We start from the raw sequence: 16,965 nt of genomic DNA on the forward strand, positions 1-16,965 counted from the left end.
GGGCCGACCGCGCAAACGTGGGGGCTGCCCCGACCAATGATTTCTCACCAAAAAGGAGCTTGTTTAATGAACCGCACTCTGAAATTCGCGATGGCCGCCGCCATCGCTTCGATGGGCATCGCCGGCCAGGCCCACGCTTTGACCTCTTCGACCACCAGCACCAGCGGCAGCCTGTTCCTGTATGTTTTTGAAGACCGCGTGGGCAACGAGCCTGAAGCCAACCCGCTGGCCACCAACAGCGCCGTGTTCGATCTGGGTCTGGCCTCGGGCTTCAATACCACTGCCAACAACAGTTGGGACCTCAGCAGCAACAGCGCCTGGACGACCTATGTTTCGACTATCGCTAACACCGCCAATATCCATTGGGGCGTGTTTGGAACGTCTGTTGGGGTGAGCGGTACGGGCACCACTGTTCTGACGACCAAGTCGGTTGACAACGCCATTAACGGCCAGAACGTGAGCAACTTCGCAAGCAATGCCAATAAGTTGACCGGTATTGTTTATGGCGCTGCTTGTTCGAGCTGCGGTTTTAGCGAAATTACTACGGGAGACGCAGCTTCCGCGTCGTGGGATGACAACGGAGGCGTTTTGTCATTGACCTCGGTTCTGACTACTGGCCTGGGGCAGTCGATGAACTTCTATCAGTATGTTTCCACTGGGACTAAGGCAACCAACACTCCTACCGCGACGGCATTCGCCTTCGGCGGTGACGCTGACACCTTCACGCTCGCCAGCAACGGCGTGCTGACGTACACCGCTGTTGCAGCGGTGCCCGAAGCAGAGACCTACGCCATGATGCTCGCCGGCCTGGGTCTGGTCGGCTTCATGGTTCGACGCCGCAAGTTCGTTTAAGCATATTTCCATTCCTGGCGGAACCCCGGTTCCGCCAACCCAATCACTGAAAGGTTAGACATGAAATTCAATACCCTCACCCTGGCCGTGTCCGGCGCCCTGGTCGCGTTGTCCGGCTCCGCGTTCGCCTACAATTTTGCGGACGGTGGCTACACCGCCGCCAACACCGCAGCGATTTATATCTCCGGATCGTCGGCCACCAACAACCAGCTCAAGGCCTGGGCCAAGGGCGTGTTCTGCGATTCGACCAAGCAGGTTTCCTACGACGACGTCGGCACCGACACCAACCAGTTCGCCGTCGTCTGCCAACCCAAGACCGCTTTCGCCGGCTCGTTCGGCAAGACCAACGTCGCCATCATCAAGAACAGCAACGGTGGTTCCGGTAACGGCATCAGCAAGCTGACCGGCACGGGCCTGCAGTTTACGAACGTGTTCCAGGCAAATCCCGTCACCGGCGCACTGACTGCTTCCCGCGTCGCCGACATTGGCGTCTCCGACGAAGAGCCGGCGATCCTGAAGAAGGCACTTGCCTTCACGGGCGCTATTCCTGCCGGTCTCGTGGCTGCGCCGCTGAACGTCACCACCTTTGGCACCCCGGTGACCCTGGGTCTGCGTAACGCACTGCAGGACGCACAAATCGCCTCCGGCGCGCTGCCCGCCAGCTGCTTCGTGGGCAGCGAAACCGAGGCCTGCATGCCCTCGCTCAGCAAGTCGCAGATCGCCTCCATCTTCTCCGGCAACCTGGTGGGCTGGGGTGAACTTGGCCTGACCAACCCGGCCGGCGACGACAACGTCTATATCGCCCGCCGCGTCATCAGCTCGGGCACGCAAACCGCCTCGCGCATGCAGTTCCTGAACGACCCCTGTACCGACGGTGTGGCTGGATTCGTGCCTGGCGACAACGGCGAGGTGAACAACAAGGCCAACGCCTGTAACGCCGCCAGCTACAGCGGCCGCGTGTTTGAAGGCAGCGGTGGCGGCAACGTCGAAACCTGCCTGACCAACCACGACCGCAATGGCCGCTGGGCGATCGGCATCAACTCGCTGGAACTGCCCAGCACGACCGACACCTCCGACGAGTATGTCATCGCCGGCGGTGCGAAGACGGGCAACAAGATCCTGAACAAGGACTATCAGCGTCACATCAAGATCGACGGCATCGCCCCGACTGCCTTCAACACGGCAACGGGTCGCTACACGTTCTGGTACGAGGCCACGATGAACACGATCGGCACTCCTGGCGGCGACGTCGGCGCCCTGCGCACCGCCATGATCACCGGCTTCAACGATCCGGCCGTCCTGATCCCGTTGAACAACACCTTCAACACCACCGCGCTGCTCGGCAAGCCCGCCGGCATCCTGGCCCCGTCCGCTTCCGGCGCGCCGACCGCCACCGAGGCGTCCGAAGCGTCGGTCGCAGCTCAGCCCCTGATGTACTACACCCGCAGCATTTCGGGTGGCCCCAACAGCTGCCAGCCGGCCATGAGCTACTACTCCACCAACATCAACCCCTGATCGGGTTGTAGTCTGAACGACCCGGGGGCGGTGCAATGCCGCGCCTGCCAGTCATGGCAAAACCTGCCCCTCGGGGCAGGTTTTTTTATGGGCTAGGAGTGGCTATCTGAATTGACGAAAGCCTTTCCCGTGGAGGGATTGGCTTGCGTGATGAGCCGTATGGCTCATGGTCGCCGTGCCGTACTGAAACAGCCTTTACCTACACTCATGTCCCTTTGGATTGCTCGCGGACATGTCCGAAATGCACGGAGGAAAAGTGACGATGAGGGCTAGCCTGAGGGGCTTGCTGCTGATGCTGGCGTGTGTGTCCGGCATGGCCCTAGGCGCGCCCGAGACCGCCACCTCGCCCAAGCTGGATCTGCTTGAGTTTCAGGTCGAGGGCAATACGGTGCTCTCCCAGATGGCCATCGAGGAGGCGGTGTATCCGCTCCTTGGGCCGGGTAAAAGTGTGGCCGACGTCGAGAAGGCGCGCGCCGCGCTTGAGCAGGCCTATCACGATGCGGGCTATCTGACGGTCTATGTCAGCGTGCCGGAGCAAAAGGTGAACAACGGCGTGGTGGTGCTGAAGGTAACCGAGGGCGTGATCGAGCGTACTCGCGTGACCGGCGCGCAATACACCTTGCCTTCGCGCATCCGCAGCGAGGCACCCTCCACCGCGGAAGGGGCCGTTCCCAATTTCAACGATATGCAGCGCGAACTGGCAGCGGTCAGCCGCGCGCCCGGCGTGCATGTGACGCCCACGCTGGAGCCCGGGCGCAGGCCAGGCACCACAGTGCTCGAACTGAAGGTGAGCGACACCCCGCCGGTGTCGGCCTGGCTCGACTACAACAATGCCCATAGCGCCAATACATCCGACACGCGGCTGGCCGGCGGCATCAGCTACAGCAATCTGTTCCAGCGCGCCCGGACCTTGTCCCTGACGTACCAGACCGCGCCCACCAATCCGTCCGAAGGGAGCGCCGTGTCGGCATCCTACGTGGTGCCGCTGGCGGATTACCAGCGCTATCTGTCGGTGTACGCCGTGCATTCCACCAGCGACGTCACCAGCTCGGCCGTCAACGTGGGCGACCAGATCCTGTTCGGCAACAACGACATCGTCGGCGCGCGCTACATCATGCCGCTGCGTCCTCGGGGCAGCCTGACGCACCAATTGACCCTGGGGCTGGACTACAAGAACTCCAGGCAGGACGCCAATGGCATCAGCACACCTCTGCGTTACTGGACGCTGGATGCGAACTACGACGTGGAGCTGAACGACGCCAGCGGCAACTGGCAGCTGGGGGCCGGCACGGTGCTGGGCCTGCGTGGTCTAGGCACGGGAGAGGTGTCCTTCGGCAACCGGCGCTATCTCGCCCACAACAGCTTTGCCGTCCTCAAGCTCAACGCCCAACGATTGCAGAAGCTGCCGGCCGGCTGGTCGCTGGCGGGCAGCGCGGATCTGCAGCTTGCCGACCAGGCCCTGATCAACAACGAGCAGTTCTCTGCCGGCGGGGTAGGCAGCGTGCGGCCAGCCTGGAATTGCGCGCGCCGGCCTGGACGCCCAGCCAGTGGCCGTTGCTGAAAAGCGTGCAGCCGTATGCGTTCTACGACGCGGCGTATCTGCGCGTGAACGATGCGCTGCCGGCCGAGATCGCGTCCTACACCCTGGATTCGATGGGACTGGGGATCAACCTGCGTGCCGGACGTGCCTTCTCCCTCAGCCTGAGCCTGGCCCAGGCCATGACGGACGGACCGAAGAACGACCTGAGCAGTTCTCCCCCCAAGCCCTTTACCCGGGCCCACGATGTGCGCGTGCATTTCGATACGCGCCTGGATTTCTGAATCGCGAGGATGCGCCGCCGAGCCAGACAGAAGACTGTATCCACGGTCATGCCGACGCATCCACAGTTCAGGATGCGGCTGCTGACGATGGCCGTCCTGTCGGCCTGCGCATCGCTTTCACTGGCGGCTCAGAATCATGTCGCCGCACCGGTCAATCCGCTGCCCACCGGCGGGGTGGTGTCGGACCCAAGTACGGCAAGGATCGTCAATAGCGCGCCCAACCTGATGCAGATCAACCAGACAGCGGCGAAGACGACGATCCGCTGGAACAGCTTCGACATCGGCCAGGGCTACACGGTGCGCTTCAATCAGCCCAGCAGCTCGGCCGAGGCCATGAACTACATCGGCGGCGCCAATCCCTCGGTGATTCAGGGCACGCTGTCGGCCAACGGCAAGGTCTATCTGGTCAATTCCAACGGCATCCTGTTCGACGGCTCCGCGCAGGTCAACGTCAATACCCTGATCGCCTCGTCGCTCAACATTTCGCAGAGCACCTTCGACAACGGCATCACCTCCAGCCTGGTCGGCAAGGCGGATCCGACCCTGGTGGCGACCATGGCGCTGAACACGGCCGGGCAGGTGATCAACTACGGCACGATCAAGAGCGTGAAGGTGGATGGCGCCAGCGGCCAGGTGGCAACCAACCCGACGACCGGCAAGCCGGTGGAGGAAGGTGGCGCCATCATGCTGTTCGCGCCCCAGGTGGAGAACCACGGCGTCATCACCGCCAACAACGGCCAGGTCGTTCTGGCCGCAGGCAAGTCCGTGTACCTGCAGCTCTACAACGACCCCACCGGCGCAGATTACAATCCCAACGACTTGTCCATGCGCGGTTTCCTGGTGAAGGTGACGGCGGCCCCCGAAGGCTCGCTGAACCTGAGCCAGCTCATCGCTGCACAAAAGCTCAACAGCGCGGCCAACCTCGGTGGCGCGATTCATACCGATCGCGGCAACACCACGCTGACGGGTCTGGTCGTCAACCAGTCGGGCCTGGTCTCGGCCAACACGGCCACCACGGTGAACGGCTCGATCTGGTTGAAGGCGGAGAATTACGATGCCGCCGGCAAGCAGACCATCTATGCCAACAGCGTCCTGACCACCAGCAAGGACAGCGTGACCCAGACCCTGCCCGAGAACGACGGCACCACGCTGGCCGAATCGGATCCGTATGCCGACAACACGGTGTACAACACAGGCAGCTTTCCGCACTACCAGGCCGTGATCAAGATGACCGGCGAGACCGTCGTGCACCAGGGTCAGACTGTGGCGCCGGGGGGGCGCATCGTCATCGGCAAGGAAAACGTCAACAACGACCCCACGAGCCGTCCCTCGCAGACCGGTCGGGTCTATCTCGGCACCGACAGCGTGTTGAGCACAGCCGGACTGTGGGTCGATCTGCCGTATGAGTCGAACTACCTGACGTTCAAGCTCGGTAGTCTCGATCTCGCCGATTCGCCGCTGCAAAAGGACGGCTTCCTGATCAACCAGACAGTGACGGTCGATACGCGCAAGGGCTCGCCCCTGCTGTTCAGCATTGCCGACAAGGTGGCCGCGATACCGCGCTCGGTGAGCGAGAAAGCCACCGCCGGCGGCACCATCACGGTGAACACCGGCGAATTCATTTCGGCGGGCAACGCCAGCGTCGATGTGTCGGGCGGCGGCTATCGCTATGGCGACGGCACGCGCACCACGACATATCTGGTGTCGCATGGGCGTCTGTATGACGTCGCGACGGCGCCGACCACACTGCAATACGACGGCGTGGTCAACAAGACCGCATTGGTCAAGGGCTATGTCGAGGGCAAAAGCGCGGGCCTGCTGACCATCGACGCGCAACAGATGGCCCTCGGCGGACACTTTGCCGGCGGGGTGACAGCGCGCCATGAACGCGATGCCCGAGGCGGGCAGGCTGGTACTCGGCACGCAGTCCGTGCTTGCCGGCAGCGCGCTCGATTTCAGTTCGGTCAAGGATGGCACCACGGCCAACAACCTTGACAGCCTGGGTTCTGACTATGCCCTGCACGACGTCACGTTCGGCGAGGGTACGGCCGCGCGCCAACAGATCGCGGATGCCCTGGCCGGGGTCAACGCCGATCCGCTGAACGCGGCTTTTCCGACCGATCTGGCGGACACGCTGCTGCTGCCGGCGAATCTGTTTGGCGGCATGGCATCCGGCAATGCTCAATCGAACGCCAGCACAGGATTCGGCACGCTTGCCCTGCGTGCAAGCGGCACCATCACGGTGCCGCAGGACGTCACGCTCGACCTGGGCGCCGGCGGCTCGCTGATGTGGCTGGCACCGCAGATCGACGTGGCAGGAACGGTCAGGGCCGCCGCCGGCGTCCTGGCGTTCAACCGCACCGTGGACAATTCGCTCTACGGCACTACGCACCTGGGCGCACACGGCGTCCTGTCGGTGGCAGGCAACTGGGTCAACGACAGCGCGTCCACAGGCAGTGTCGTGGTGCCGAACGCCGTCGATGGCGGCACGGTGACGATCAAGGGATACGCCACGCTGGCCGCCGGCAGCGCGATCGATGCCTCGGGCGGCGCGCGTCTCGATCAGGCAGTTAAGCTGAGCTACGGCAACGGCGGCACGATCGCCTTGCCGACGACCGAGCTGGACGGCGTCAATCTGCAGGCCTACGGCGGCACGCATGGGGGTACGCTGGCCCTGACCGCCGATGCGATCGACGTCGGCGGGCCTTCCGCCGACGCATTGTTGCCCGGGTTCTTCACCCAGGGCGGATTCACCCAGTACACGCTGGAAGGACTCAACGCGGTCCACTTCAGGGAGAGTCTCCATCCTGTTGCATACCAGCGCATCGCTCGCGCCAATGCGCAACTCGCGCCCACGGGCACGCCTTTCTCCACGCTCAGTTCGGTGCAAACCACGATGTCGGACTATCTGCGGTCGCCCGTTAGCCTAAACGCGAGTACCGGCGCATCGTCTTCTGGCACGTTCCAGCTTGGTGTCAACGAAACCGGCATCACGGTCGATCCGGGCGTGACCCTGCGCATGGACCCACGGGGCAGTATCGGTTTGTCGTCGGCCACGCGCATGGATATCGGAGGCACACTGATCGCGCCGGGCGGAGCGATCAGCCTGACGCTCGATTCGGGAAGCAAGTTCTACTACGACACCGCCACCGGCCGTTTCAATGCGCTGAACATCGGCGATCAGGCGGTGCTGTCCACCGCCGGCGTTTTCCTGGCGGATAGTGGACCGCGCGGACTGGTCACGGGCCAGGTGCTGCACGGCGGCACGATCGACATCACTGCCCGCAAGAACGATCTCGTTATGGGGAAGGGCGCGGTTATCGACGTGAGCGGCGCGAAGCATGCCGCCGATATGCGATCAGGTACCGGTAACGCGATCTATACGCGCGCCACGGTGGCGAGCGAGGGCGGCCGCGTTGCGATCAATGCAACCGAGAATGCCTATCTGGACGCCACGTTCCTGGGTGCCGGCGGCGATGCGTCGGTTGCCGGCGGCAGCTTCGCGCTCGACCTGTCTTATCACGGTGCGCTCACGAGCAATGCGATCTACGGCAATCTGCTGGCCGGAGAGGCCAACAACGATGCCAAGGTGGCGACAGCACTGGCCTACTGGGACGCCGATGTGCATCATCTCGAGCACACGATCGTCGTCAGTCAGACGGCCACATCGCTGTTGCACGATGGCTCGTCGGCCGACAGCAGCGTGATCGGCAATCTGTCCGATGGCAACGGCCGCTTCGTGTCTGCGCTGCGCGCGAACATCAGCGCCGATCAGTTGGTGAACGGCGTAGAGAAAGACGGCGTGCGCGTCGGCGGCGGTTTTGACACGGTGTCGCTGAAGGCAGACAGCCAGATCCAGCTCATCGCCGGGCTGAACAACTTTGCGCCGCGCGCGCAGTTGCGCCTGGACACGCCCGAACTGAGGGTGCAGGGCGCTGGGGCCGTCAGCATCGGCAACGGCACGCGAGGGGGGAACGTCTGGCAGACAGGTCAGATCGATGTCTACAACACGCAGAATGCCTTCCGTCTGTCGACCAATCTGCCAGCGGACGTGGTTGCGCAATATCCGACACTTTCGAATCTGCTGCCGCAGGTTCCGGTCGCCACGCAGCCCGGTCGTGGCGAACTCAGCCTGAACGCAGGACAGATATCCCTTGCCGGCAATATCGCGGCCAATGGCGTTGCCAACCTTAAGCTGATCAGCAGCGGCGACATCCGGTTCGAGGGCTTCCCGCTGGGTTATCTCGACCAGAACGATCAATCCGATTCCACGCCGTTGTTGAAGACCCTGCTGGCGCTGACCGGCCGTCTGTCTTCCGCAGGCAACATCACGCTGCAGGCCGATCAGATTTACCCGGCCACCGCCGTCGATTACAGCGTGGCCGTCGAGCAGGCGTCGGTGGATTCGATCACGCAGGATGCGCAAGGCAACATCGCGGTCAGTACCAGCCGCAACCCGGTTGCCGACGGACTCATCACCGTGAAAGGAAATGACACACACCAGCCGGCGCCGGTGCTTTCCGCGGGGGGCAGGCTCACCCTCAAGGCTGACCAGATCCTCCAGGGGGGGACGATCAAGGCACCGCTCGGCCAGATCGCGCTCGAGGGTGGAAAATCCCTGACCCTGCAGGACGGCAGTGTGACCTCGGTGTCTGCCTTGTGGCAGCATGATGGTGGCGAGACCGAACTGGTCATTCCCTATGGTGCCACCCGCAACGTCGGACAGTCGCTCTGGTACGGCAGCCGGCAGACCGAAACGGCACCCAGCAAGCAGATTTCCGCCACGGCCGACGCGGTGAGCGTCGCTTCCGGTGCAACCCTCGACATCCGTGGCGGCGGTGATTTTGCTGCCATGGAATGGATACCGGGCATCGGTGGCTCGAAGGATGTGCTCGCGGCCGCCAACACCTATGCCATTATTCCTGGCGTGCTGTTCCAGCCTGGCGACGGCTATCTCAACGGCCTCGCGCCCGTCGGCGTGAATGCCGGCGCACCCTACACCATGGTGCACCTTGCCGCAGGCGCCGGTCTGCCCGAAGGGGACTACGCACTGTTGCCGGCCTATTATGCCCTGTTGCCCGGTGCTTATCTGGTGAAGGCGCAAAGCGCGGCCGGCTATACGAACCTCAACCCGGGCTATGCCGCGACGCAAGCCGACGGCAGCGTGATCGTGGCCGGCAGGCTGGGGTACGCGGGCACTGGCATACGCCAGTCTGTCTGGTCTGGGTTCAGCGTCCAGTCAGGCGCGGATGCGCTGACCCAGACCAGCTATCCACAAGCCGAGTATCTCGTGACCGGCAGCCAGTATTTCGTCGATCAGGCCGCGAAGAACAACACGTCCTTGCCGGCATTGCCGCAGGACGGGGGTCGATTGAGCATCGGCGCCCGGGGAAATCTGGCGTTCGAGGGAACGCTGCTGGCCGAGGCGGGGATGCGCGATGCGCTCGGGCAATACGGCGCCAACGGCCAGGTGGATATCTATGGGGCGAAATTTGCCATCGTGGACAACGCCGCCTCGGCTCCAAGCGGCTATACCAGCCTGAAAGCCGACGACCTGTCCAAGCTGGGAGCCGACTTGCTTATCGGCGGCAAGCGCACCGATACCGCAAACGGGCAGACGCTCGACGTTATCGCCAGTGACGTCCTCGTCGATCTCGATGGCGGGACCTTGCGTGCGCCGGAAATGTGGCTGGCCGCGACCGACACGCTGAACGTAACGGGTACGTCCACCCTGGAAGCGTCCGGCACGGTGGTCAGCCGGTCCGGCACGCTCAAGGTCAACGTGAACTCCGATGGTGGACAATATGGCGCTTTGCTGGGCCTGTCGGCTGCTGAGCTGGCACCCATCGTCAGAACCGGCGCGCTGGATACGGATCCTGCACATGGCAATCTTGATATCGCCGCCGGTGCGAAACTGAGCGCGAAGGGGGGATCCGTCGTCATCGATTCGACTGGCACGCCACACATGGCCGGCGTGGCGGAGAGCGATACCCTGGCGATCGGTGCGCGCCAGATCGCCCTCGGTGCCGTGCCCCAAAGCAGCACGGCGTTGACGCTGGGCAACGCGCAGCTGGCTGCGGCTGCGTTGGGCAGCGCGCGGAATTTTGTCCTGCGCAGTTATTCGAGTATCGATTTCTATGGCGCGGTGAACCTCGGCCAGACGGGCGGCGGCAGCTTCACGCTGGACAGCGCCGGTCTCGTCGGACATGCCGTGAACGGGACGGGGGCGGCAGTACAGTTGTCCGCCGGCCAGCTCACCCTGCAGAACCTGAGCGGTTCTGCTTATACGGGAACCGGTTCCGGCGCGGGCAGCCTTACCCTGAACGCCGACCGATTGGTGCTCGGCGACAGTGTGACGTCCGGCGGTCTCAACGATGGCGGCGTGACCGTGGCCGGTTTCAGCCAGGCCGACCTGAACGCAGGCGAAGTGTCACTGCAGGGCAGGGGCCTATTGACCGTCGCCGGCGATCTCAATATCGAGTCCGCGCGCGTCGCAGCGGCCGGCCAACAGGCGGATCAGCGGATCAAGGCCTACGATGCCGATACCCAGACCTGGCACGCCATCAAATTGACCCGGCCTGCCAACGCGCCAGCCCTGGCCGATGCACCGGCGCCGGGCGGCAAGCTCGCTCTTGATGGCAGTTCGATCGACTTCGACGGCAACGTCACGCTCGAATCCGGTCGTCTGGCGTTCGCGGCACATGGCGGGACGGCGAGCGACGGTGTCACGCTCAGAAGCGGTTCCAATATCGATCTCTCCGCCTATGAAAAGACATTTGCGCAGGGCACCGCTGACATCGTGGCCTCAGCCTCAGCTGGACGACTCACGCTGTCCAGCGATCATGGTTCCGTGGATGCCCAGTCCGGGTCGCGCATCGATCTGCAAGGTGGCGCAACGAGTGGCGATGCGGGCGTGTTGACCATCAACGCGGCGCACGGCACAGTGAATTTGAACGGCACTCTGCTGGCCAGCGCGGCCGGCGGCCAGCGGGCAGGCAGCGTTTATCTCGACACCGCGAGCCTGGCCAACTTCTCCATCCTCAACGCGGCGCTGGAGAACGGTGGTTTCGGGCTGAGCCGTTATCTGCGCGCACGCACCGGTGATATCGAGGTCACAACGGTAGATACCGCGACCGCACGGAACATCCAACTGGTGGCCGACGCAGGTGATATCGCTGTGAAGGGCATACTGGACGCCTCCGGCGTCGAAGGTGGGGGTAAGGTGGAACTCGACGCCGGTCAGGGCATCCACCTGCATGGCGGCAGCCGCATTCTGGCCAACGGCACTTCCGCCGACACCGGGGCCGACGCCGCCTATTCCGATGGCGGCGAGGTCGCCCTCTATGCACGCAATGGGCAGCTTGCGTTCGACAACGGCGCAGTGATCGATGTGTCCGCCGCCACGGCTGGCAAGTCGAGCAGTGGCGGGATCGTGTTCTCGGCGCCGAGGACGGCGGGCGGAAACGGCCTGCAGGCCACATTGGCGGGGCAGGTAAAGAGCACGGGCGGGACGGTGAGTGTGACGGGGGGACGTGCGCCCCAGCCCGGCACGGTCGTACTCGAAGGCTACAAGCGCTATACCGGCGTCGCGACGACATCCTCTGCCGCATCGACCTCAGGTGCAGTCTATGCGGATTACGATGCGTTCATGAACGCCGCCGATTCCATCCAGGGCGCGGCGCTGACTGCCCTCCAGGCCGGCGGTTCGGATGTGACAACCAACACATTGAAAGTGCGTGCGGGCGTGGAGCTCGTCAGCAACGGCGACATGACGGTCGATGCCGACTGGGATTTGACGAACGCCAACTGGCTGCGCACGGGCAGCAGCCAGTCGGCAGGGCGTTTGGCCCTGCGCGTCGCCGGCAATATCGACGTGAACGCCCGGCTCGGCCTGCCGGACGAAAGCGCGCTTCCGCCCGATTCGGGCTGGACCCTGGAACTGGCAGGCGGCGCGGATACCGCAGCTGCCGACGTGCTGGCGGTGATGCCCTCGACGACAGCGGGCGACGTGGTTCTGAACCCCGGCGGCAAGCTCACCAGCAGCACCGGCGATATCCGGATCGCCGCCGGACGGGATGTCAGGGCGACCACGCCAGCGTCGGTGGTGTACACCACGGGACGCGCAGTGGCCTTGCCCATCATGGCCGCCGATCCTGCACTGAACAAGAAATACTTCGCACCGGCGAGTGGCGTCAATTTCGTTGACGGCGGCAGTATTTCCATCAATGCCAAGCGTGATGTCACAGGCAGCGGCAGCTATGCCAACGTCAACGACTGGCTGCGGCGCAACACGGTCGTTCCCGGCACCACGCTCAATTCGTCGGTCAGCGTTGCGCGTGGCTACGCCTACCAGCCAGCCTACTGGTGGGTGGACCGCCTTGGCAACACGACCGCAAAAACCAAGGGGATAGAGGGGATCGCCACGCTGGGCGGCGGCAATATCGCCATCACGGCATCGAACACCATCAGCAATCTTTCGGTCGCCTCCGCCACTTCACGCTCGGCGTCGACCAGCGCGACCCTGGTGACCGTGAATGGCCGGAATACCATTCCGAGCGCGAACACCGTGTATGGCGGTGGCGACGTGCGCATCGACGCCGGCAGCGACCTGCTCGGCGGCCAGTATCTGATCGGACGCGGCCGCGCCAGATTCACGGCGGGCGGCGATATCGGCGGCCTCAATGGCGTCGCCGACAGCGCCACCGCACCGGCTTTCTGGCTGATGGGTTGGAGCGACGATCCGGCCTGGCGCGGCGCCCATGTCGACGTCGAAGCGCTGGGCGGCGTGATGCTCGGTAGCGCGGCCAATCCCACAATCACCGCAAGCCCGAAGAATGCAGGCGCCACGGTTTCGAACACGCGCCTGGGCTATCGGGGTACCCCCAGCTATTTCTTCAGCTACGCGCCCGAAGACACTCTGTCGTTGACAACGGTGGGCGGCAACCTGGTGATCGTGCCTGTCACCGAATCGGCCAGGAACATCCTGCCGCCGCGTTTCTCCGCCGCCGCCCTGGAAGGCAGCGTGAGCAGCGGTACTGGTCGGTTTGACGCCTCGAACGCCTTGATGGCCGGCGGTTCCAACGGTCTTGCTCAATTGCCGGACAGTAATGGCCTATTCCGTTTGTTGGCCGGCGACACCGTGCATGACCTGGTATTGCGGGCGGGCGACTATGATCCCGCCAACCTGGGCACGGCAAGCAGCCTGGTACTCGGGATCAGCGACTTCATCGCGCTGGGGAAATCCTATGCCTTCAATCCGCCGCTGGTTTCCGACGCTCGCATGGTCAAGCCATCCGTGCTGCCGGGTTATCGCTACGCTGTGGTGGCGGAAACGGGCGACGTCAGCGATGCCGCTTTCTACTTCCCGCAAAAGTCGGTGGTCATGGCCGGCCGTGACATCGCCAATGTGCAGCTCGACCTGCAAAATCTCGGCGACGATATCAGCAGGGTGGCGGCGGGCCGTGATGTGCTGTACTCGAACGTTCTGGGAAACGGCACGCAATGGGGATTGATGCCGCACATCCAGATTGGCGGTCCCGGAAAACTCCTGGTCGAGGCGGGACGGAACGTCAATCTTGGCGCAGTGAATGCCACCAAGTTCAGCGGCTCGGTGCTCGACTCGAACGACGTGACCCGCATCGATGCTGTTGGCAACACGACCAACGGCAGCCTGCAGACCGCGGGTGCGGCCTCGTTGATTGTCATGTCCGGCGTGGACACCGGTTTGCTCAGTACCGGGCAGGTCGATGGTCTGTTCAGCGTGCTGCGCAGTGTCGGCCAGTTTCAGGGCCTGCTCGGCCAGGTGCAGAGCAATGCGAAATCGACCGAGGCTGCCGTCGTCGAGGCGAACGCCGTGATCCAGGAGGCCAACCAGGCCATCGACGTGCTGTTTGCCGGCGCAGTCCAACCGGGTAGCCGCGCTGTGTATGAAGCGCCGATCGATCCGAATGCCGCTGCCGGGAGATCCGCAACAGGTCTGATGACCGATGCCTACAATGGCGCGCTTGCCGCGGCCAACAACGCGATCGCCGCGCTATTCAAGGCCGGCCGCACGGGTGACATCACGCTATACAACGCGCGCGTCAGCACCGGCACCAATCCGGGGGCGACAGGTGGCGACATCAACCTGCTCGCGCCCAACGGCAACATCAACGTCGGCCTGCCTACCGCCAGCAGCGGACGCAACATCGGGATCTATACGACCTCCGGCGGTGCCATCAATGCCTATCTGAGCGGCGACATGAACGTCAACCTGTCCAAGGTCGCGACTTTCCAGGGTGGCGACATCGTGCTCTACACCAGCGGCGACGGCAGCACCCTGGATGCCGGACGGGGTTCGCGCTCGGCGAGGACCAGTTCTCCGCCCCGGCTTGTCGCCGAACTGAAGGCCGATGGCACGCCGACCGGCAAGTTGCTGCTGTTACCGCCACTGGATGTCAGCGGCAGCGGCATCCGAACCGTCAGCTACGATCCGGACGGCTTCGGGCCACTACAGCAACCCGATCCGGGCAAGGTTTATCTGCTGGCACCGACTGGAACGATCGACGCCGGCGAAGCAGGGGTCAGTTCCGCCAGCGGACTGGTCGTGGCCGCGCTGCTAGTCAAGAATGCCGATAATTTCTCGGCGAGCGGAAGTTCCGTGGGAGTTCCATCCGTCTCGTCGGGCGTGCCGGCAGCGCCTGTTTCCGGTGATGCCGCAGCCAGTGCCAGTAAGGCGATGGATGCGATGGCTCAGGCAAATAATGCACTGGCTTCCGAAAAAGATGCAGACATCAAGTCGTTCCGTCCTAGTTTCGTTACCGTCGAGGTATTGGGTTTTGGGGGGGAATCCGCCGAATGCGGAAAGGACGATGCGCTCTGCCGGAAACAGAAAAATGGCGGCACTTGATTTCGTCTAAACAGGCCGCTCGAACCTGAGCCATTCGGCTCATGTCGGGTCAGGCTGTTTTCATGGCGACGCAACAGTCCGACGGCACACTCGTAGGCTTTGTTAATACCGCGAAGCCTGTCCGCCATGATCCGATTCCTGTTCCCCTTGCTGTTGATGTTGGCGGCCGCTCCGGCCCATGCGTGGTGGAACGGCGACTGGTCGGCGCGCAAGGCGTTCACGATCAATACGGCCGATTCAGGCGCAGGGGTGAAGGAAACGCAGGCCAACGTGCCGGTACTGATCCGCCTGCACACGGGCAACTTCGACTTTCTGAGCGCGAATCCCAATGGCTCCGATCTGCGCTTCGTGGCGGGTGACGACAAGACGCCGCTGAATTTCCAGATCGAGAAATTCGACAGCACCGCCGAGCAGGCCCTGATCTGGGTACAGGTTCCCAAGGTGGAAGGCGGCAAGGACAAGCAGCAGGTCTGGCTGTATTACGGCAACGAGGGCGCGCCTGCGGTTGGCGACGGCAAAGCAGTCTACGACCCCAGCTTCATGCTGGTCCAGCATTACGCGGAGGCCAGCGGTGCGCCGCAAGACAGCACGGCGGCGGCGATTCCATCCGGTACCTTCACCGCCACGCGCACTCCGGGCGGAGCGATCGGCGGAGCCGTCAAGTTCGATGGGACGCAAACGCTCGATATTCCTGCCGCACCGAAACTGGTCTATGGCGCGGTGGCCGGCATGACGATCTCGCTCTGGATCAAGCCAGACACGGCCGGCCAAACGGCTGAACTGCTGCATGCCGGGCAGACGCTGACGCTGGCACTGGAAGGCGGCAAGTTGGTCGCCCGTTCGGGCAGCGTCACGGTAAGCGGGCCGGATGTTCCCGCAACAGGCTGGAGCCAGGTGTCGGCGACCCTGGGAGACAAGCTTCGTGTGTATCTCAACGGTGCGATGGTAGCCGAGGCCGCAGTGGCGGCACCCGATGCGGCACTGGATCTGAAACTTGGCTCGGGCTTCAAGGGCGAGGTCGATGAACTGGAAGTGTCCAACATTGCACGCAGCGCGGATTGGCTGCGCCTGGCCGCGATGACGCAAGGCCCGGACAGCGACAAGGTGGTGCAGGCGGGCGAGGAAGAAAGCGAGGACAGCGGCGGCGATGCCTCCTACTTCGGCGTGATCCTGAAGAGCGTGACCCTGGATGGCTGGGTGGTGATCGCGGTGCTGATGGTGATGCTCGGCATCAGCATGTTGGTGATGGCGTCGAAGGCGTTGCTGGTGAGCAAGATCACCCGGGCGAACAAGGAATTCCTGGAAGCCTTCCATGATTTGAAGGCGCAGGATACGGCCAGGCTGGATGCCGACGACGATCCCGAGGATGCCGACCTGAAGGGCAGCGGCATGGCGGAGATCCTGTTCGGCCATCACGACCATCACCAGAACTCGACCCTGTACCGCATCTATCACGCCGGCATCCAGCAGGTGAAGAACCGCATGGGCAAGCGCACCGGCGTGGAACTGTCACCGCAGGCGCTCGATGTGGTGAAGGCCAGCCTCGATGCCACGGTGGTGCGCGAGAACCAGAAGCTCAACAGCCTGATGGTGCTGCTGACCATCGCGATTTCCGGCGGGCCGTTCCTGGGTCTACTCGGCACCGTGGTGGGGGTGATGATTACCTTCGCCGCGATCGCCGCCACCGGCGACGTGAACGTCGCGGCGATCGCGCCCGGCATCGCCGCAGCTCTGGTGGCCACGGTCGCGGGCCTCGCGGTCGCGATCCCGGCACTGTTCGGCTACAACTACCTGGGCTCGCGCATCAAGTCGATCAGTGCCGACATGCACGTCTTCGTCGACGAGTACATCGCGCGCATCGCCGAAACCTACAGCCGATAGGGGACGGA

7 protein-coding genes are annotated in these 16,965 nt (G+C 63.7%); all 7 read left to right on the plus strand.

The genetic code is table 11. From position 1 onward, the window contains the following. Positions 1 to 66 precede the first annotated feature (66 nt). The 7 genes from ABT23_RS05940 (at position 67) to ABT23_RS05970 (ending at position 16,957) form a co-directional block, all read left to right on the plus strand. Positions 67 to 852 (plus strand): PEP-CTERM sorting domain-containing protein, encoded by a 786-nt coding sequence (locus ABT23_RS05940; protein ID WP_296632539.1) that lies wholly within the window; start codon positions 67 to 69, stop codon positions 850 to 852. 60 nt (positions 853 to 912) lie between these two features. After that, positions 913 to 2,367: a hypothetical protein gene (locus ABT23_RS05945; protein WP_296632541.1), complete on the plus strand. Its 1,455-nt coding sequence runs from the start codon at positions 913 to 915 to the stop codon at positions 2,365 to 2,367. Positions 2,368 to 2,629: 262 nt separating this feature from the next. After that, a complete protein-coding gene (locus tag ABT23_RS05950) occupies positions 2,630 to 3,928 on the plus strand; it encodes a POTRA domain-containing protein (RefSeq protein WP_296632544.1) in 1,299 nt (432 codons plus the stop codon). Continuing rightward, complete coding sequence (locus tag ABT23_RS05955; protein WP_296632546.1) at positions 3,922 to 4,188, plus strand: hypothetical protein; 267 nt, start codon at positions 3,922 to 3,924, stop codon at positions 4,186 to 4,188. Before ABT23_RS05950 ends, ABT23_RS05955 begins: the two co-directional genes overlap by 7 nt. A gap of 48 nt (positions 4,189 to 4,236) precedes the next feature. Then, on the plus strand, positions 4,237 to 6,183 hold the full coding sequence (locus ABT23_RS05960; protein ID WP_296632549.1) for a filamentous hemagglutinin N-terminal domain-containing protein: 1,947 nt from the start codon (positions 4,237 to 4,239) through the stop codon (positions 6,181 to 6,183). Continuing rightward, positions 6,071 to 15,076: a filamentous haemagglutinin family protein gene (locus tag ABT23_RS05965; RefSeq protein ID WP_296632552.1), complete on the plus strand. Its 9,006-nt coding sequence runs from the start codon at positions 6,071 to 6,073 to the stop codon at positions 15,074 to 15,076. Before ABT23_RS05960 ends, ABT23_RS05965 begins: the two co-directional genes overlap by 113 nt. 126 nt (positions 15,077 to 15,202) lie before the next feature. Beyond that, positions 15,203 to 16,957 carry a DUF2341 domain-containing protein gene (locus ABT23_RS05970; RefSeq protein WP_296632554.1) on the plus strand — a complete coding sequence of 585 codons (1,755 nt, stop codon included), beginning with the start codon at positions 15,203 to 15,205 and terminating at the stop codon, positions 16,955 to 16,957. The last annotated feature ends 8 nt before the right edge of the window (positions 16,958 to 16,965 follow it).

It is taken from the genome of Thiobacillus sp. SCN 63-57 (assembly GCF_001725555.1).
In the GTDB taxonomy this organism is placed as follows: Bacteria; Pseudomonadota; Gammaproteobacteria; order Burkholderiales; family Thiobacillaceae; genus Thiobacillus.

Excerpts from the sequence above, each read along its gene's own strand:
- ABT23_RS05940 (WP_296632539.1), top strand. The coding sequence starts at position 67 with ATGAACCGCACTCTGAAATTCGCGATGGCCGCCGCCATCGCTTCGATG.
- ABT23_RS05945 (WP_296632541.1), top strand. The coding sequence starts at position 913 with ATGAAATTCAATACCCTCACCCTGGCCGTGTCCGGCGCCCTGGTCGCG.
- ABT23_RS05950 (WP_296632544.1), top strand. The coding sequence starts at position 2,630 with ATGAGGGCTAGCCTGAGGGGCTTGCTGCTGATGCTGGCGTGTGTGTCC.
- ABT23_RS05960 (WP_296632549.1), top strand. The coding sequence starts at position 4,237 with ATGCCGACGCATCCACAGTTCAGGATGCGGCTGCTGACGATGGCCGTC.
- ABT23_RS05965 (WP_296632552.1), top strand. The coding sequence starts at position 6,071 with ATGAACGCGATGCCCGAGGCGGGCAGGCTGGTACTCGGCACGCAGTCC.
- ABT23_RS05970 (WP_296632554.1), top strand. The coding sequence starts at position 15,203 with ATGATCCGATTCCTGTTCCCCTTGCTGTTGATGTTGGCGGCCGCTCCG.